This window comes from Candidatus Vicinibacter proximus (assembly GCA_016713905.1).
Taxonomy (GTDB): domain Bacteria; phylum Bacteroidota; class Bacteroidia; order Chitinophagales; family Saprospiraceae; genus Vicinibacter; species Vicinibacter proximus.
The window spans coordinates 23559-43214 of sequence record JADJOE010000002.1; the positions used below are offsets into that span (position 1 = coordinate 23559).

11 protein-coding genes are annotated in these 19656 nt (G+C 36.4%); all 11 read right to left on the reverse strand.

Features of this window, described 5'->3' with window-relative positions; genetic code table 11:
* Positions 1-2: 2 nt before the first annotated feature.
* Entirely contained in the window at positions 3-1127 is a 1125-nt protein-coding gene (locus IPJ83_06570) for a sensor protein KdpD (GenBank protein MBK7880208.1), read from the reverse strand.
* A complete protein-coding gene (locus IPJ83_06575) occupies positions 1128-2204 on the reverse strand; it encodes a porin (protein ID MBK7880209.1) in 1077 nt (358 codons plus the stop codon).
* 17 nt (positions 2205-2221) lie between these two features.
* Positions 2222-2773: a K(+)-transporting ATPase subunit C gene (locus IPJ83_06580; GenBank protein MBK7880210.1), complete on the reverse strand. Its 552-nt coding sequence runs from the start codon at positions 2771-2773 to the stop codon at positions 2222-2224.
* 13 nt (positions 2774-2786) lie between these two features.
* A complete protein-coding gene (gene kdpB, locus IPJ83_06585) occupies positions 2787-4823 on the reverse strand; it encodes a potassium-transporting ATPase subunit KdpB (GenBank protein ID MBK7880211.1) in 2037 nt (678 codons plus the stop codon).
* Positions 4824-4833: 10 nt separating this feature from the next.
* On the reverse strand, positions 4834-6525 hold the full coding sequence (gene kdpA / locus IPJ83_06590) for a potassium-transporting ATPase subunit KdpA (protein MBK7880212.1): 1692 nt from the start codon (positions 6523-6525) through the stop codon (positions 4834-4836).
* Between the two features lie 3 nt (positions 6526-6528).
* A complete protein-coding gene (locus tag IPJ83_06595; protein MBK7880213.1) occupies positions 6529-6606 on the reverse strand; it encodes a potassium-transporting ATPase subunit F in 78 nt (25 codons plus the stop codon).
* A 165-nt stretch (positions 6607-6771) separates the two neighbouring features.
* Complete coding sequence (locus tag IPJ83_06600) at positions 6772-7059, reverse strand: hypothetical protein (protein MBK7880214.1); 288 nt, start codon at positions 7057-7059, stop codon at positions 6772-6774.
* Positions 7060-7223: 164 nt separating this feature from the next.
* Positions 7224-8567 (reverse strand): sigma-54-dependent Fis family transcriptional regulator, encoded by a 1344-nt coding sequence (locus IPJ83_06605; GenBank protein ID MBK7880215.1) that lies wholly within the window; start codon positions 8565-8567, stop codon positions 7224-7226.
* Between the two features lie 435 nt (positions 8568-9002).
* Positions 9003-13352, reverse strand: coding sequence for a gliding motility-associated C-terminal domain-containing protein (locus tag IPJ83_06610; GenBank protein MBK7880216.1), 4350 nt, complete (start codon positions 13350-13352; stop codon positions 9003-9005).
* 73 nt (positions 13353-13425) lie between these two features.
* Positions 13426-15894, reverse strand: coding sequence for a gliding motility-associated C-terminal domain-containing protein (locus IPJ83_06615; protein ID MBK7880217.1), 2469 nt, complete (start codon positions 15892-15894; stop codon positions 13426-13428).
* Between the two features lie 344 nt (positions 15895-16238).
* Positions 16239-19511 carry a carboxypeptidase regulatory-like domain-containing protein gene (locus IPJ83_06620; GenBank protein ID MBK7880218.1) on the reverse strand — a complete coding sequence of 1091 codons (3273 nt, stop codon included), beginning with the start codon at positions 19509-19511 and terminating at the stop codon, positions 16239-16241.
* Between the last annotated feature and the right edge of the window lie 145 nt (positions 19512-19656).

Sequence of the window (19656 nt, forward strand, 5' to 3'; positions counted from 1 at the left end):
AGTTATGATAAAATAATAAGGTCTATGCTATTTGCACTGAGCTGCTTTAACAACTTATTGAATATATTGGTAGCCAAAATTATTCTCCACAGACTGATGTGAGGCTTTCCAATACAAATGGTGGTTATATTTCTTTCACTGGCCATATCAATGATTGCTTTTGAAACTGATGAGCTCTCTACTCTGATAATTTCTGCACCCAACTCAGTCGCTAACTTAAAATTATTGATGAGATGGCGCTGTTTGTCCAAGGCAATTTTGTCCGGACTTTCCTTAGGCGTTTGTACATACAAAACATACCACTTGCTGTGATAATAATTGGCCAGTCTGGATGTTTTGCGAATTACGTTTTTAGCGGTTTTATCTGTACTGCTGATGCAAGCTAAAAATCGTTCATGCCTTAAAGCATTTGGTTTTGTAACCTCTGTTTCAACCTTTCTTTCTACCTGAGATGCAACTTCTTTTAGTGCCAATTCGCGCAATTGAAGAATGTGTTCACTTTTAAAAAAATTTCTGAGCGCCGTTTCAACCTTATCCGGATGATAAATTTTCCCCTCCTTCAACCTAAGGATTAATTCATCCGCAGTCAAATCAATATTTACTACTTCATCGGCTTGCCCCAACACGCTATCCGGAATACGCTCTTTGACTTCAATTCCTGTTATAGATTTTATTTCTTCATTTAGACTTTCTATATGCTGAATATTCACTGCTGAAATAACATTTATGCCAGCTTCTAAAATTTCCATGACATCCTGCCATCTCTTCTCGTTCTTACTTCCCTCTATGTTTGTATGAGCAAGCTCATCAATAATAACTACTTCAGGTCGCAAATTAATAATTGCCTGGACATCCATTTCTTCCAATTCCTTTCCCTTATAGAAAAGTTTTCTTCTGGGTACCAAAGGCAAACCTTCCAAAAGATCATGTGTCTCTTTTCGGTTGTGTGTTTCAATAAATCCAATTTTTACGTCTATTCCGTTCTTCATCAAAGTTCGTGCCTCTTGCAACATCCTATAAGTCTTCCCTACACCGGCACTCATTCCGATATAAATTTTAAATTTTCCTCTTCTGGACTTTTTAATTAAATTTAAAAAATGTTGGACTGTTTTATCCTTATCGCTCATTTAGAAAGAAATTGCAAAAGATGAAGTTACAAAGTAATTAACTTTACTTGGTTTCTGTTCTAAGTTAAATATTTCATCCTTACTACTGAAACCTCTGGCTTCAATTCTCCACAATAATAGATCAGATATCTTATAATCCAAATTTGCAGAGTAACCAAATGTTTTAAAACCATTGGGTGTTCCTGTACCAATGATCACTCCATTTTTATCACTATAATATTCTCCTCTTACAGCTACATTAAATTTGTCATTTACTGAGAATCTGGCTATCACAACGGGTGAATACCAAGTATTGTATTCTGTACTGTTTTTTGATTTTTGCTGCGCCCCAACATCAAATCCAAATGTCAAACCAAATCTATTATTCATCTGGAAAATGCCATATAAGTTATGGAAATAACGCCACTGTCTGATACTATCCGGTGTATCACTTCCTACAAAAGAACTGCTGTTGAGTGTCCATTTCGAATTGGGTTTAAAAGTCAACTGATGACCAAAAGCCGGCAAATTGTTTCCTTCGACCCGTTGAATGCGCTGCCAACCATTCAAGATTAATCCACTTACAAACCATTTTTCATTTTTGCTGGTATACGAGAGTTTAACACCACTTTCATAGTATGGCGTGTTGTCTGCTAATATACTCCTTGTTAAATTCCAGCAATCTTTTCCAATTGCACTTTCAAAACCAATATGGGAAGAAAATATTCCAGCGTCTATCCAAAGATTTTCATTTTTGGATAATTTAGCACCTGCATTCGCTTCAAATATGTTTTTCAAAACCCCTTGCTCTGTTGCAAGATTTGCATTTGCATAGGTACCTGTCATTAATGCGAGATTTGCTCTTACTTTATCAGTTTGGTAGCCTGCCTTTATGTAACCCAAATTCATGTTTACTTCGTTATGCCTATTAAATGAGTAAGCAAACCCCGGGCGATTATGATTGTCAGGGTTTCCAAAATCATAAGCGTAGTAAGTTTCCAAATATCCGCTAATAGATAGTGGGTTTTTTGAGTTGTCCACCTGTGCAAACGTGCTTACTGTGTAAAAGGTAAGTAATGTGATAAGAATTCTTTTCATTGCTTTAATTTTGTTTTTTATTTCAAATTATCTAAATCAAGGTTTAATTTAAGCACATTAATTTTTTCTGTACCAAATAATCCTAAAAAAGGTGTTTCAGTGTGGTGTGCAATAAGTTGATGGATTGTGTTTTCACTTAAGTTGCGAACTTTAGAAATACGTTTCACCTGCACTTTTGCTCCTTGCACAGATATATTGGGGTCAAGTCCACTACCACTTGCAGTAACTAAATCAGAAGGAATGTCTTCTTTCTTAATATCGGGATTGTGAACCAAAAAAGAATCTATTCTCAACTGAACTTCAGCTAAATAGTCAGGATTACTTGAACCTTTATTGCTACCGCCGGAACCAGCTGCATTATACCCCACTGCAGAAGGCCGGGAATGAAAATATTTGTCGCTGGTAAAATTTTGGCCGAGGTTTTCATAATAACCATTGTTGGTTTTTGAGAACGACATACTACTGGGTGCAAGTCTTGAAACACCATAAACTGCAATTGTGTAAATGCCACTGAAGAATACCAGGAAAACTAATGTTAATCGAATGGCTGGAATGATATTACTTTTCATGAAAGGAGATTTATTAAATGAATATTGAAACTAAGAGGTCAATGGCTTTAATGCCGATAAATGGAATGATTACACCACCTAAGCCATATATCAACAAATTTCTACGCAACAATGCACTAGCTCCGATAGGTTTATACTCCACGCCTTTCAAAGCCAATGGTATAAGCATCGGAATAATGATCGCATTAAAAATTACTGCGGATAGTATTGCACTTTCCGGGCTGTGCAAATTCATAATATTTAAACCTTGCAGTGATGGAATAGCTACAATAAAAAGTGCTGGTATGATGGCAAAATATTTTGCTACATCATTGGCAATACTAAAGGTGGTAAGCGTTCCCCTGGTCATCAATAATTGTTTGCCGATTTCGACTATTTCTATGAGCTTGGTGGGATCATTGTCTAAATCTACCATATTACCGGCTTCCTTCGCTGCTTGTGTTCCACTGTTCATTGCTACGCCGACATCTGCTTGTGCCAATGCCGGTGCATCATTGGTTCCATCACCCATCATTGCTACCAGGCGGCCCTCTGATTGTTCTTTTCTGATATAATTCATTTTATCTTCCGGTTTAGCCTCTGCAATAAAATCATCTACGCCAGCCTTATCAGCAATAAATTTTGCGGTCAAAGGATTGTCACCGGTAACCATAACCGTTTTAATACCCATTTTACGTAAACGCTCGAATCGCTCTTGAATACCAGGTTTAATGATGTCCTGCAATTCTACTACACCAATCACCTTTTCATTTTCAGAAACTACTAATGGTGTTCCTCCATTACTGGAAATGATTTTTACCCTATCGGCAGTGTCTGAAGGAAAGGTGTATCCGGATTTTTCTGATAATTTCTGAATGGCATCGGATGCACCTTTTCTAATCCGGTAGTTTGCAAAATCAATTCCTGAACTCCTTGTCTCGGCAGTAAATTTGATAAATCTTGCATTTTCTAAAGTAAAATCAGAAGGGTTTAATTTAGATAATTCAACAATAGACTTTCCCTCCGGGGTATCATCACTTATTGAACTCAATACTGCGCATTTTATAAAGTGCTTTTCTTCGATTCCATTTGCAGGATAGAAGTTTGTTGCCTTTCTGTTTCCAATGGTTATCGTTCCGGTTTTGTCTAACAATAATACATCAACATCCCCAGCTGTTTCTACTGCTTTACCGCTTTTTGTGATTACGTTTGCTCTTAATGCTCTATCCATTCCTGCAATCCCAATCGCTGAGAGTAGCCCACCAATTGTAGTAGGAATTAAGCAAACAAATAGCGAAATGAATGCTGCAATGGTAATCGGTGCATTGGAATAATCTGCAAAAGGTTTGAGCGTGATGGTAACTATGATAAATACTAAGGTGAACCCCGCCAACAAGATGGTTAAGGCAATTTCATTGGGTGTTTTTTGTCGGCTTGCTCCCTCTACTAAGGAAATCATTTTATCCAAAAAACTTTCCCCTGCTTCGGTGGTAACTCTTACCTGAATGCCATCACTCAAGACTTTTGTTCCGCCGGTTACCGAACTTTTATCACCGCCTGCTTCACGAATAACAGGTGCACTTTCACCAGTAATAGCACTTTCGTCAATTGTGGCTAAGCCTTCCACAATTTCACCGTCCATCGGAATGATATCACCAGCTTTGCAAAAAAACAAATCACCTTTTTGCAATTGTGATGAAGGAATAATTTGTACTTCATCAGAATGAATTTTTCCTATAGCGGAAATTCTTTTGGCCGGTGTTTCTTCTCTTGTCTTTCTCAAACTATCTGCCTGTGCTTTTCCTCTGGCTTCTGCAATAGCTTCCGCAAAATTAGCAAATAATAAGGTAAGCAATAAAACCAGAAATATGAAAAAATTATAGATGATACTACCTTGAGATTTCTCACCTGCCAATATCCACAAGCAAACACAAAACATAACACCTGTACCTATCTCCACCGTAAACATTACAGGATTTCGGTACATTTTAATTGGATTAAGTTTTAGAAAAGAATGCTTAAATGCTTCACGCATCAGATCCTTTTGAAATAAAGATGCACTTTTTGTCATTTTTATTAAATTATTTAATCATTGAAAAATATTCTGCAATTGGACCAAGGGTCAAAACAGGAAAGAAAGCCAATGCTGCTACAATTGCTATTACTGCAAATACCATTAAGCCAAAAGTTGCCGTATCGGTTTTTAGAGTTCCATTTCCTTCAGGTATGTATTTTTTACTTGCCAAAATACCTGCAATAGCTACGGGTCCAATGATTGGAATGTATCTTCCCAACAACATTAAAATACCACACGTTATATTCCAAAAAGGGGTATTATCTCCAAGACCTTCAAAACCACTGCCATTGTTGGCACTGGATGAAGTAAATTCATAGAGCATTTGACTAAATCCATGAAAATTAGGATTACTTAAAGTAGAAGATGTTAAATTTGGAAATGCAGTAGCTAAGGCAGTACCAACTAAGATAAGAAATGGATGCAGTAGTGCAATGATCATGGCTATTTTCATTTCCTTAGCCTCCACTTTTTTGCCAAGAAATTCAGGTGTTCTTCCCACCATTAGACCACTTATAAAGACAGCAAGAATAATAAAAATGTAAAAATTCAATATCCCTACACCACAACCCCCATAAAAGGAATTTATCATCATGGCAATCATTTGATTCATACCACTTATTGGTGTAAAACTATCATGCATGGCGTTCACACTACCGGTTGAAATTACAGTAGTTGCAATGCTCCAATAGGCCGATGCAACAGAACCAAAACGAACTTCCTTGCCTTCCATACTTCCCATTTCTTGAGAGATGCCCATTTTATAAAGTGCAGGGTTACCTTGCATTTCAAAATAAATAGTAGGAATAGAAAGTAATAAAAAACCTACGGTCATTACACCAAAAATCATCCAAGATAATCTGCGCCTTTTTGTTACAAATCCAAGTGCAAAAATCAATGCTATTGGTATAAGCATTTGGGTAACCATCTCTACAATATTTGTAAAGTAGTTTGGGTTTTCTAAAGGATGTGCAGAATTTGTACCAAAGAAACCTCCACCATTTGTGCCCAAATGTTTTATGGCAACAAATGCAGCTACTGGACCTCTGCTTACCTGAACGGTATCTCCCTCCAAACTGATCATGGTATCCTTCCCTTCAAAATTCATAGGAACTCCATTGAATACTAATAATACTGACACTACAAAAGCTAAAGGCAATAAAATCCTCGTACAGCTTCTAATAAAATAGGAATAAAAATTTCCCAATGTGGATAATGTCTTTTCCTTCATGGCAACAAAGACCACCACTGCAATTGCAATTCCGGTACCGGCACTGATAAATTGCCAAAGCATAAGAATAAGTTGGCCAAGATAAGATATGCCAGTTTCACCGGAATAGTGTTGAAGGTTGGTGTTGGTGACAAAACTTACAGAAGTGTTGAATGCCAAATCTGGACTCATACTTGGGTTTTGGTCAGGATTAAGTGGCAACCATGCCATATTGGTCAGTACCATCATTGAAAGAATGAACCAAAATACATTGATGGTTAACAAGGCAACCAAATGTTGTTTCCAGTTCATTTCCCTGGATGGGTCTATCCCGGCCAATTTGAAAAATAACTTATCCAATGGACCAAACAACCAATCAAACCAAGTGGGTTCGTAATTAATGATCTTTCCAATATATCTTCCAAGTGGTATGGCTAATACCACTACAATCAAAAACATCAATATTACACCAATAATTTCTGCGTTCATTTGTTAAAATTTTTCTGGTTTAAGCAACACATAGCACATATAAGCGAATACAGCCAAGGAGACAAAGAATAATAATATCATGGTTTCAAATTTTTTCAAAGAAATCAATTAGTTTAAAAAATATTATAAAGCCCGTAATTCCAATTATTAAGAATAAAATAGTCATCATTATAAACTCATTTTTTTAATTAAACATTTTTCCTATTTATCCCACAATGAATTTTATGCCATTGTAGAGTTTTTGTTCTATAAGCCTGGTGAATAGATTTGTTTATCATATTCAAATTTCAATGTACTAGGAAAAAATTCCTTCACATCATAATGATAAATCTCCAATAAAATAGATACAGAATAAACATATTCAATAGCTATGGCATCTCTAATTTCTGTGGAACTGGATTTGAATATTGTCTCCATTTTCAGCAGACAATTTTTCACTTCTTTAAGATTACCATTTTTTATAAAGAAAATTGTATCCTCGGCAAATTTTTGGATTTGATTATAAATGTGTTTTGAACCTTTCCTGGTTTCCATAATTGAGATATAAATAATTCTATTTAGACAGTCCAAATTATAATCCAAAAAGTGATCCCTGTATCAAACTCACTGTAATTCAATACAATATATAATTATTTAGAAAAAGACAGTTCTAAATCCCTTTCAAAATGACAGCCTTCACCATAGCATTTTGCTATGGTTTAACTAATTTTATACTCTTCAATTTTCCTGTACAAGGTGGTTAGAGCAATATTAAGTAACTCAGCTGCTCTGGTTTTGTTACCGTTAGTATAGTTTAGTACTTTCTGTATATGTATTTTTTCCGCACTCGCCAGATCGAAAGCAGAAAGTTGACTTTGCTTACTGTGCAATGTAATTTGATGAAATTCTTGTGGAAGTGAGTCCAGATCAAGAGTATCTCCACTGGTTAATATTACACTTCTTTCTATAATATTTTTAAGTTCTCTAATGTTGCCATTCCAAGGATGATGCTTTAAAGATTCTAAAAAATCATTTGAAATGTGATTAATTTTTTTATTGTTTCTGGTTGAATATATCTTGAGAAAGTAATTTGCTAAAAGTTCAATATCTGAAATTCTCTCCCGAAGGGCAGGCAAATGAATCTGAAATACAGAGATTCGATAAAATAAATCCTGCCTGAAATGCCCTGCATTTATCTCATTCTGTAAATCACGATTCGTCGCTGCTATAATTCGAACATTTACTTTGGTTGGCTTGCTTTCGCCAATTTTCAAAAATTCTCCGGTTTCAATCACCCGTAGTAATTTGACTTGAAGATCCAAGGGCATTTCACCGATTTCATCTAAAAAAATAGTCCCATTGTTGGCCTCTTCAAACAGCCCTTTTTGATCATTGTGTGCCCCTGTAAATGAACCGGCCTTATGCCCAAACATTTCACTGTCCAATAAATCTTTGCTAAATGCAGAACAATTTATGGCCACAAAACTTTTTTGCTTTCGCTTGCTCTCCTGATGAATAGCCTGTGCAAAAATTTCTTTTCCTGTGCCGGTTTCCCCAGTAAGCAAAACTGTTGTATCCGTCTCCGTCACTTTTCTAGCGAGCTCAATAGATTTTTGGATGGCTTTGGATGTGCCTACAATGTTATTAAAGCTGTGCTTATCACCCAATTGCTTCTCTAAATGCTTTACTCTTTTAGCCAATTCCACCTTTTCCATTGCCCTGAAAAGCAAGGGTATTATTTTATTATTGTCGTCTCCCTTAGTAATGTAGTCAAATGCGCCATTTTTAATCGCCTGTACCCCATCATTTATATTACCATGAGCGGTCAACAGTATTACCTCAGTTAGCGGAAATCTGCTTTTTACACTTTTGACAAACTCCACACCATTTCCATCCGGCAATCTCACATCGCATAACACTACATCAAAATCCGCTGCCTCCAATTTTTTATTTGCGGACTTACAATCAGGAGCCTCAGTAACCAAAAAACCTTCCAGACCAATTATCCTAGCCAACAAGGTTCTAAGCTTGTCTTCATCGTCAATGATCAATACTTTATTCAAATCAGATTAATTCTTTGTTTGCAAAGTTAATACTATTCAATTATGCAAAACATTAAAAGGCATAATTGATTTCAAAGAATTGCTTCTGACAAGACAAAGATTCTCAAGAAAAATACCATGGATTCAGAACGTTGAATTTTACAAACCATTTATAATAATTTTATGAGTAAAGGTTGCAATCATTAATTTTTAAAAAGCAATCAAAAGTAAACTTCAAATCCATAAGTCTTTAAACCATAAAAAGAATATAATCATTTTGAAATCAAATAGCATTCCACCAAATTCCTAAAAATGCCTGTTGAATAATTATTGAAAATCTCATTTCAAAATTTCAATACAAACCAAATAAATAGATTGCTAAAATAAATTTTTCATATAGCCTTACGATTTTTATTGCAGGATCAAAAAAAATCATTGATAACTTTTAAATCCAATTTAGCGCACCAATGTTGCATCTCCAGAAATTTTATGACTTTCATTTGCTTTGTCACGCCATTCAACCAAATAAACATATACAGCAGGACTGGACTCACGACCTCTAAAATTTCCATCCCACCCAAGTTGAGGATCATTTGGAAGAAAATTTCTTAGACTATAAACCATTTCCCCCCATCTGTCAAAAATCATGAAATTGTCTATCTTCTTTACTTCAGGACTGGAAAATACCGATAGCTTGTCATTCACACCATCCCCATTGGGAGAAAACACATTAGGAACCCAAACATCATCGTTCCTACGAATCAGCAAATAGAGAAAATGGAGTGAATCGCAGCCTTGAGAAGATCTTAAACTAGATATATAGGATCCACTTTCTTCATAAAACTCATTTGTTGCAGGCCAAAAATATTTCTCAAACACACACAGCGTGTCATAAAAAGTGTAATCCGGCAAAATGGTCAATTTCAATTGGTATACAGAATCACATCCATATTTGGTTTTATAGTCTAAGGTGATTTCTTCACTTTTTCTATAAGTTTTACCATTTACCGGCCAGATATATTCCTTGCAATTTTCTACCACTTCAGTGTTTAAATACCCTGATCGAATCTTAAGATTTACTTCAACTACAGAATCACAACCTCTGCTGCTTGCACCGGGTAATTGTACAAATCCTGAACCTACTTGCTCATCAAATGATTTACCTGCAATGATTATTTTCTCCCCTGGACAAACTGCTGTATCTATTCTTGAAACAGGTATCGGATAAAATTTCAAATTAACAGATACAATGGAATCACATCCATTAATACTGGAATTATTAATAATAATCTTACCGTTTCTCTTTGAATCATTAAATACCGTATTCCCGATGGAAACACTTTGTCCTGCACAAACAGTAGTATCTAAATTCCCTTCAGGAACGGGATAAAATCTAAGATCTATTAAAGTTGCAGAATCACAACCATATTGACTTGCACCTGGAAAAATCACCGTTCCGCTTTGATTTGCTTCATTGAAAATAGTGTTTCCAATTTTCATACTTTCACCAAAACATATAATTGTATCCAATTCACCAATTGGCAATGGGTAGAAGGAAACATTTACGACAACAGAAGAATCGCATCCGTTCTGACCGGCAGATGAAAAGATAACTTTACCATTGCTATTTGCTTCATTAAATACTTTATTGCCTACCGTTATTTTTTCACCTTTACAAATTGTAGTATCCAAAATTGAAGAGGGCGTTTGGTAAAAATCCAAATTAACCGTGACCAAAGAATCACAACCATATTGACTTACTCCCAGAAGCTTCATTAGTCCTTTGGGATTGCTATTGTCAAATGTAATGCCACCAAGGTTAATTTTCGCCCCGGAACAAATGGTTGTATCAAAAACTGACATTGGAATTGGATGAAATCCAACATAAACCTCTATAACTGAATCGCAACCAAATTGATTTGCTCCTTTCAATATCACTGTCCCACTATGATTGACTTCATTAAAATTGGTGTTGCCAATTGTAATTGAATCTCCTTTACAAATCATGGTGTTAAAAGTGAAATTTGTTAGGGGAAGTATTTCTACATTAACTTCAAGAATAGAATCACAAACATCCGTCAAATTTCCATGAATGACTACTGTGTCAAATGTTTTTTCTTTAGAGAACCAAACACCTCCCAAAAAAAGTGAATCTGCTGGACATAAACTTATTGTCACTTTTTGCACAGACCATGGATAACAGGAATGTAAACCAAAATCCAGAGAAAAATCATTTTCTCCTTCCTTTCCGGTTTTATAATTCAGTACGATCTTGCCATTAAAATAACTGGGAAGTGGTAAGTTTTTGGATGCATCAGAATCATTTTCTGAATTTCCAAAATTAATTCTTGACCTGAATGTGGTTGCAACATATTGCACGCTGTCAATTACCAATACATTTTTGACATAATCGGAGTCTGCACCAATCTGCAGAAAATATTCTGTCGTTGGCTCAAGGTCTTGGAAGATGTATAGTCCGTTAGCGTCCGTAAGTGTACCTTTAATGAACTGACCGGCAGAATCATATAGTTGCACTGGGATTTTTTCCAATGGTTTTTCACCAGGATCCTGGATCCCATCCTGATCTGCATCACTCCAAATGTAATTTCCAATCGAAACGCCAATGCCTTTGGTTTGAGAAGAACCGATGAGTAATTCAATATCTCCCAATCCGGATGACTTTCCAAATGTTCCATTCTCTCCGGAAAAAATATTATAGTTCACTTTTTTAGTACCGTTGGAATTATCCAGTTGACTCCAACCATTAGACCACACGCTACTTGGATCCATAAGTGTAGACAAAACAGTGTTGTAACTTGGATGCACTGCTAGGGCCCCTAAGGCACCTTCCTGATGTCCGGAAAATCCATCCTGATAATAAAATTCTCCATCACAAATTCCCTGGCCATTGTTGGCCCCAAGAGTGGTATAAAATCCTGAGGTTGCATTTTGCTCCAATAAATAATTTCCTTTCAGTTGAAAAAGTCTTAAAACATCTCCTCCGGCAAAAGTTAAATATCGAAAATTATCATTTGACTTTGTCCCGTAATCTCTTCCTCCTGTTTGATAACCATAGCGATCACCTAAAGCTAAAATCATATTACCATCTGAATCAAATTCAATATCAGACAATATTGGTACAGGACCACATACTACCTCGCCATTCAAATGTGCACCATAAAAGTCAAAGGTCCAGGGTCTGAAATAATTACAATGCACATCATATAAACTCCCTTTTATGTAATTCAAATCAAATGAAACAATTTCTGTAAACGCTCCACTTTCAAAGGTGTAAACAATTGCCTTAAGATCATCCCGCTTTTGTGTGGATTCAGCAGAACACACTCCGCCTACATGCAATTTTCCATACTTGTATTTCAATCCCCATGGACGCCAGTCTCCTGCGGTGGAACATCCCGGATCCGGAATTGGAATTTCTTTGACTCTGTCCAAAGTAATGGGAAGTTTTAATGGATTACCTATGGCAATAACAATTAAGGATCTGTTATACAAATTCACAGCATAGAGCGTATCGCCTGTGTCATTTATGTCGAGATCTCCCATGCCCCATTTACCAACAAGATCAAATGCAATGGAATCATGAGTTGCCTGATTCGGACTTAACGGCAGATTACGTACCATTAATTTCTCATCCCCGGTTTCTATGCCAAAATCATCGAGGTTAAGCAATAATTTGCTGTTCCCATAATATTTATATCCGGGGCTAAATGGTGGGTTCGGCAAAAAACCGTTTAAATCCGAATAATAAATAGCCCCCAATCCCGCAGGTCCTACAGCAGACTGTCTTTTAAGAAATGCACTGGAATACAATAAACCTGTTTGTTTTTGATAGGCAAGTCCCCATACTGCACCTATCTCACCTGCACTTGCCGGATGATAATTGCCATTTGGACCTATGCGAGGTCCTCCTTCAGTAGTATTGTATCTGTTTGCTATGATGGCCGGCTCAATAAATGCAGGGCTGGTAGTATCCAAAGAATTGCCTTTTGTAAATCGGGAAGTAACAATCCATGGATTTTCATCTACCAAATCAAACACATTAAAAACACCCAGACTAACATTACAATTACCTACAGTGGATATCTGTGTCCGTGTATGGTTGTCTGGTCCCGGAATTGCATCAAATAGTCCTGTTGGTACCTGGAACTCCACCCTTAGTTTTGTACCCGAAGGAATTCCACCTACAGACCATTTTCCTTCTGTACGCGTAGTCGTTGTTGCAACCAGTTGTTTGTTGTCATTAAATAATCTTACCTCTATTCCCTGCCTGCCGCTTTCTGAAATATCCTGAATGCCATTGTTGTTATAATCTGAATAAACTTTTCCTCCGATGGTTTGTGTCCCTGAGCAGCCAGGAGGATCACACTTGGAAGGAAGCAAAACATTCATTCCTGTGGCTTTACAACTTCCAGAGGTGAACTCAGCATCCACAACATAACTCCCTCCATCAGGATCCAAAATAAACTGCACATAAGGAGGGCAACCTTTCATGAAAGGATTGTACAATTTTGTCTGACCTTTTAAACTAACTTGAATTTTTGAACCCACTATTGGTTCTGTCCACTCAAGAAAAACTGCCACCAAAACTTTTGAACGATTTCCTGTATGCATTCCATATTCGCAATCTCCTACAACAACTTTACTAATTTTCAAATCGCACGCAACTTTAGATCGCAGAAAATTTGTTCTGTATCCTTCAGAACCATGACCATACACCGCCTTCATATCAAAAGGATTTCCTGTTATGAAAACAAGAAATACAATCATCAAGATCAAATATTTCATTTTGTGCATGTCATGAATTTGCTGAATATTCTTTCATAAATTACCAGTTTTAAGAGACTGATTTTTCCAATAATTATCTGACTAAAGTTGCATCACCTGATTTTGCATGTCGATCGCCCTTAAGGTCTGTCCACTCCACAACATAAACAAAAACACCGGGTATTACCGGCTGCTCTTTGAAATATCCATCCCAACCATTATGGCCTACATTAGGTTCAAATTTCAATCGATCAAACATCAATTCACCCCACCTGTTATATAATCGCAATCTATCAATAATTCTAATTTCCGGACTTGAATAAATTGTAAAGTGATCATTTACTCCATCTCCATTTGGCGAAAAAACATTGGGGACAAAAATTTCTCCCCTTAATTTAATTTCAAGGATTAGTATATGCATGGAATCACATCCTTCTTTGGTTTGAAAATTTAAATTGTATGTTCCGGACTCTTTATAAACTTCTCTATTTACAGGCCAGGTGTAGCTTTCTATCGCTTGTATGGTATCATAAATGATAAAGGATTTATCCACGGATAAATTCAAAATATAAATGGAATCACATCCTTGTTTAGTAAGGTAGTTTGATTTATATACGCCACTATACGTATATTCTCTTCCATTCACAGGCCAGAAATATGCATCGCATACCCTCACATTTTCTTCCAGAAAATATTCCGGATAAATGGTTAAGTCCAATAATATGGTGGAGTCACAACCATCTTTATTTATGAATTTTGCTTCATAAACACCACTCTTTTGATAGTTCAATCCGGTCACAGTCCAGTTAAAAGATTTACAAGATGTTACAATTTGTTTTTGAAAATTGCTTTTAAGAATGGTGAGGTAAAGTGTAAAATTTGAATCACATCCAAACTGATTATTATAATCCACATGATATAATCCACTTGCAGAATAACTTTTTCCATTAGCAGGCCAAAAATATTCTTCACAAACTTTTACAGTATCTACCTTCTGATAATTTGGATAAATTTCCAACTCAAGAAGGATCACAGAATCACAACCATTGGAGCTACTTAAAGTATAGGAATATGTACCAGTTTTGAAATAAGTAATTCCATTTAACGGCCAGGTATATGAATTGCATGATTTGTGGGATTCAATAGTATTCACTTTTGGGTGTATCGTTAAGTCAAGTGTATATATTGAATCACAACCGGAAGTGGTTTTAAAAGTGGTTGTATAAATTCCACTTTCCGTATAGGTAACTTGATTGACCTTCCATGTATAAAATTCACAATGTACTTCTTTCTCAAATTTTTGAAAACTATTGGACACCACTAGATCTAACTGAATAATGGAATCACAGCCTGAAGAGGTCTGCAAGGAATCATAATACACACCACTAAATCTATATTCCTTCTCGTTCACCGGCCATACATAATAATCGCATACACTCTTGATTTCTGTTCGGTAAAAAATTGGCAATATTTGAAGATCAAGTATGAAAACAGAATCGCAACCATTCGGAATTGGTTTCGAAAAAGTATAAACTCCGCTTTTTGTATAATTAATTCCATTCATTTGCCACAAATAAGAACCACATGCTGAGGTTTTGTATTCGTGTTTATAGGAAGGCAGTACTTCAAGATCCAAAATAATTACTGAATCACATCCATGCACATTGGTAAAATGCGCAGGATATCTTCCACTTGAATCATAAGAATTTCCGGTGACCGGCCAGAAGAAAGAACTACAAACTTGCTTCCTTATCCCAGTGGAATCCATTCCGTACTTGGATGTTAAATCAAAAGTGACATCTTCTCCACACCCATAAAAATCTCTGATTTCTACTTTGTAAACTCCTGCAAGTAAGCCGGATACTATAGAATCAGTTGAATTTATCGGCGGCAACCAGTTGAACGTATACGGTGGCAATCCACCTTTAATATGAACTGCAATAGAGCCGGCACTGTCTTGGGGACATACCGGATGGACCAGGCTAAAGTCAGTTATTGGCTTTGAAAGTGTAATCGAAATAGCATCCAGAAAATTACCAACTGTAGCTCCACCCGCTGCCCTTACGGACTTAAATCTTAGGGTGTATTTGCTTTGAATAGTTTTTGGAAAGGCGTAATTCACAGTGTTATAAACCCACGAATCTGTTCCTGCAGAAAATTCACCTAAATTAACATATGGACCCCCCAAGGGGCCTATTTCAACTTGCAATGCGTCTATCCCTGCTCTTCCCCGGTGAGCGAATGAAATCGTTACAGAACTCCCTGGCGAAGCATCGAATTCCTGATAAAGAGTGGATACCATGTTTGCATTCAATTCTGCAAATTGGTTACCGGAATATGCCGGCACGCCACCAAATCCACTACCCCATATTTCTATCTGTCGGTCCGTTGCTGTAGTACCCCAACAAGTAACTCTGTCCTCATGAAAAAAACCAAAATTACCTAAGCCAACCAATATATCATCTTCGAAATCTGTATTGCATAAAATGTTGCACCCAGTGGTTTTACCTATTTGGGCTTGGCTTGCAAAAACCAGCTCAGAAATTTCTTTGTAATTTAACACTTCAAAAGGTCCACATAGTGGTTGATTTCTGCAAAATATTGTACTAATTGCTTCACCTTGGTAAACACAAAATAAAAAAACAAGAAGAAGCGGCCTGTTGCCCAATTGTAGCTAAAAGATTGATTTGCTGCATAAATATAAACATTTTACAGGATACCCCAAATAATATTTGCCGTATATTGACTTGATTCAAAACATAAATAAAAACCCACACTTATATTTAACACATTTTCTTACTTATAAGGAGTGTTGACGTGTTGGCAACTGTTCAAAAAGTCAGTATAAAAAAAAATCCTCCCCAAAAAATGGAGAGGATTTTAACTTCCTAAAATGGAATAAAAATTTTAATTAAAGATGTATCTCAATCCGACTTGCAGTTGCCATACATCAGCAAGCCTTGCAGATTTTTCCAATAAATTGGTTCGATATTTTCCATTATTGTCTTTTGCAAAAGAATACAATGGCTTATTGTCTGCAGATTTTCCTTCAAACTTTAAAGGAGTTGTATTTACCACAACTTGATTTCCTCCACCCCAATCCGGATTGACCATGTTGAGCAAATTGTAAACGTCTGCTCTTAATTGTAAACGATGTGTTTTGGAATTTACATTTAATTTAAATTCCTGGATTAGAGTAAAATCCAATCCATGAATATTAGGTAGTAATCCTCCATTTCTAGGAAAATATCCACCCTTAAATTTTGAAAGTTGTTCATTGCTGTTTACAAAATTCATAAATGCCTCCCTTTGCTCATTAGCTGTTGCTGCATCTTTAAATTCGATTTCACTGCCATCGTTTGGTACATACATCAAGTCATTGTTACGGGTTAATCCATCTTGGTTAATGTCGCCATTAACGGTAAGGCTAAATCTGCCTTGATTGAAATATTGATAGAATAATGAAACTTGTGTTGAAGTATATTTAGAATACTTAAACTTGTAAGATAATGCAGTAATGAAACGATGTCTTTGATCATCATTGGAATAAGCTAAATCAGGATAATTGTTACCTGCATAACTAAGATTGTCTGTCCAGGATGAGTTTGCTATAGAACCACCTGTTAATAAATCTTTAGCTACAGAAAAATTGTACGCCATCATCAAATAGAAATCATTCTTAAATTGCTTTTCCAATTTAGGTGTGATGCTGAATGAATAACCTTGATTCGTATTTTTTAATAAGATTGCATCCGTCACCGAAGAATTAATTCTGTTGGCACTTCCGCCACTGTAAATTTGTCTTGCATCTGCGCCGGAGTAGCTTCCTATCGATCCTTTCTGGTTGGCATCGATGTAATAAATGTTGTTGATGGTCTTGTTAAAAATACCTTCAATAGATCCGACTACATTGTACATCAACTGATGATCCGCAGCAAAATTAAATCTGAGCAATTGTGGAAACTTAAAGTTCTCATCCGTAACCGCAAGATTATAACTTGGTGCTAATTTTGGATCAGCCGGTATGTATTTGGTGACATCATCTGAGAATATGTACTTTCTGGTTGCTGCATTTTGATCCCTTATTGAACCTTTTGTCACTCCATTGTTACTGATTTGATTTGCCAGCCAAACAAAAGGAACTCTACCGGTAAATACCCCAACACCTCCACGAAGCTGAAAGGTTCTATCACCCATAACATCATAATTAAAACCAACTCTTGGCGAAAACATTGCCTGTGTTTTTGGCAGCTTATCGGTTCTTAATTTTATGGTGCTGCCATCCGCATCTCTAAAATTGAGATTGGCAGCCTGTTCATTAAGATATGCAGCATCACTTTCGTAAATAGGTACATCTACTCTTACACCAAAAGTAACATTTAACCTATCGTCAAGTGCACTTACCTGATCCTGTACATATACACCAGGTTGGTGAATCGTGATTTTATCTACAGGAATTTCCTTACCCGGCAATACAGAATATTGTTGTTCAAAAATAGCTAAGGTTACGGTATCTCCATTGGTGGCTTTGTAAAAATCACTCAAAGAATTATAGGTGTAATTTCCATACCATCTTGGCGTAAATGTATTTTCAAAGGTGAAGGACTCAAAGTTAATTCCTGCAGTAAGGGTATGGTTATTTCTATACCAGGTCAGATTGTCCTGAAATTGAATCGTGTTGGTATTTAACCTGTTATTTGGTGTGAACGCCTCATATCCAAAAGATGTAAAGGTATTACCTGCTTCTCTAATATCGACCAATGGAAAAGGCCTTGATGAAGGACTGCTTCTGTAATCTCTATTGGCCGTATATCCCACTTGCAATTGATTGGAAAGACCTGAATTGACAATGGTGTTTAATTCTAAAATAGCGGAATGAATGTCGTTGTTGATGGTATAATTTGCGGAACTGAAATTCAATGCATTCGTATTTCCATTTCTGAATCCCTGCGCTCCACTACCACTTGCAAGAACGTCTCTGTAAGATCTAAGATAATTATATCTCAAACTAATTTTATTCTTGCTGTCTAAATTGTAATCCAACTTAGCCAATGCTTTATTACTAAAAGTCGGCAAAGTATAACCATCATAATCTCCAGGATCATAACCATATTTATTGATCAATAAATCCTTCAAGGAATCTAAAGCTGATGCTCTAACTCTGGTCACACTTCCTCCCACCACATCGCCGGTTCTGAATGCCCTGAATTGCACAGGATCTTCTCTTCTTTCTCCTTCGGCATTGATGAAAAAGAATAATTTATCTTTAATAATAGGTCCACCTAAACTCAATCCAAATTGTTTTACATCGAAATTTTGTACAACCACTGATTTGTCGGAAGCTTTTGTTCCTACAAAACTTTCATTACGCATGTTGTAAAATGCAGTTCCGGATATATTGTTGGAACCTGATTTAGTAATTGCATTCACTCCGGCACCAGTAAATCCGCCTTGTCTTACATCGTATGGTGCCAGGTTAACCTGTATTTCTTCTACCGCATCCAAGCCTATTGGCGTTGAGTTTGCCTGACCTCCCGGTGTGGAAGCAAGACCAAAACTGTTGTTAAAAATAGTCCCATCTATCGTCAGGTTATTATACCTGCTGTCCTGACCTATGAATGAAGTTCCTGAACCGGTAGTGGATGCCACTGAAGAGGCTCTGCTCTGTGGAGTAAGTCTGGTAAAATCATCTAAACTTCTGCTCAGTGTAGGCAGCGCTGCCAAAGCTTCTTTTTTTATGTTGGTTGCTGCACCTGTGCGATCTGAATTAAGAATATCGTTCGTCTTAGCAGTAACCACGACTTCATCTAAGGAAACAGCTTCCGGATTTAATTTTACATTGTACCTTAAATTCTGTCCCAAAGACAAGTAAATGTTCGCTTCCTCATGCGTCTTGTAACCTATATAATTTACAGTCACTGTATAAGGACCTCCTACCCTCATATTTGGAATATTATACCTGCCATCTTCCCTGGTATAAACACCATAAATGGTACCTGATGGAATGTGCTTAGCTTGTACCGTGGCCGCTACAAGTGCCTCTCCTTTTTCGTCCGTCACAACACCCAATATTTGTGCATTGGTGACGCTCTGTGCCTGGATCTGGTTTTTGGTGAACAGTCCTAAAATCAATACCAAAGGTATGACTTTAAGCAAATGAGTAATTAAGCTTCGTTTCATAATAAAGGTTTAGTTTTAAAAATATGGTTTACAAAGGTAAACTTGCTCAATTACATATCTATTAAGTTATTATAAAATTATTATGAATACATTAATACATTGACTTTCTGTATTTTAGATCAATTAAATCAGCAATATAAATCTA

Excerpts from the sequence above, each read along its gene's own strand:
- kdpA (MBK7880212.1), bottom strand. The coding sequence starts at position 6,525 with ATGAACGCAGAAATTATTGGTGTAATATTGATGTTTTTGATTGTAGTG.
- IPJ83_06610 (MBK7880216.1), bottom strand. The coding sequence starts at position 13,352 with ATGAAATATTTGATCTTGATGATTGTATTTCTTGTTTTCATAACAGGA.
- IPJ83_06580 (MBK7880210.1), bottom strand. The coding sequence starts at position 2,773 with ATGAAAAGTAATATCATTCCAGCCATTCGATTAACATTAGTTTTCCTG.
- IPJ83_06570 (MBK7880208.1), bottom strand. The coding sequence starts at position 1,127 with ATGAGCGATAAGGATAAAACAGTCCAACATTTTTTAAATTTAATTAAA.
- IPJ83_06600 (MBK7880214.1), bottom strand. The coding sequence starts at position 7,059 with ATGGAAACCAGGAAAGGTTCAAAACACATTTATAATCAAATCCAAAAA.
- IPJ83_06575 (MBK7880209.1), bottom strand. The coding sequence starts at position 2,204 with ATGAAAAGAATTCTTATCACATTACTTACCTTTTACACAGTAAGCACG.
- kdpB (MBK7880211.1), bottom strand. The coding sequence starts at position 4,823 with ATGACAAAAAGTGCATCTTTATTTCAAAAGGATCTGATGCGTGAAGCA.
- IPJ83_06595 (MBK7880213.1), bottom strand. The coding sequence starts at position 6,606 with ATGATATTATTATTCTTTGTCTCCTTGGCTGTATTCGCTTATATGTGC.
- IPJ83_06620 (MBK7880218.1), bottom strand. The coding sequence starts at position 19,511 with ATGAAACGAAGCTTAATTACTCATTTGCTTAAAGTCATACCTTTGGTA.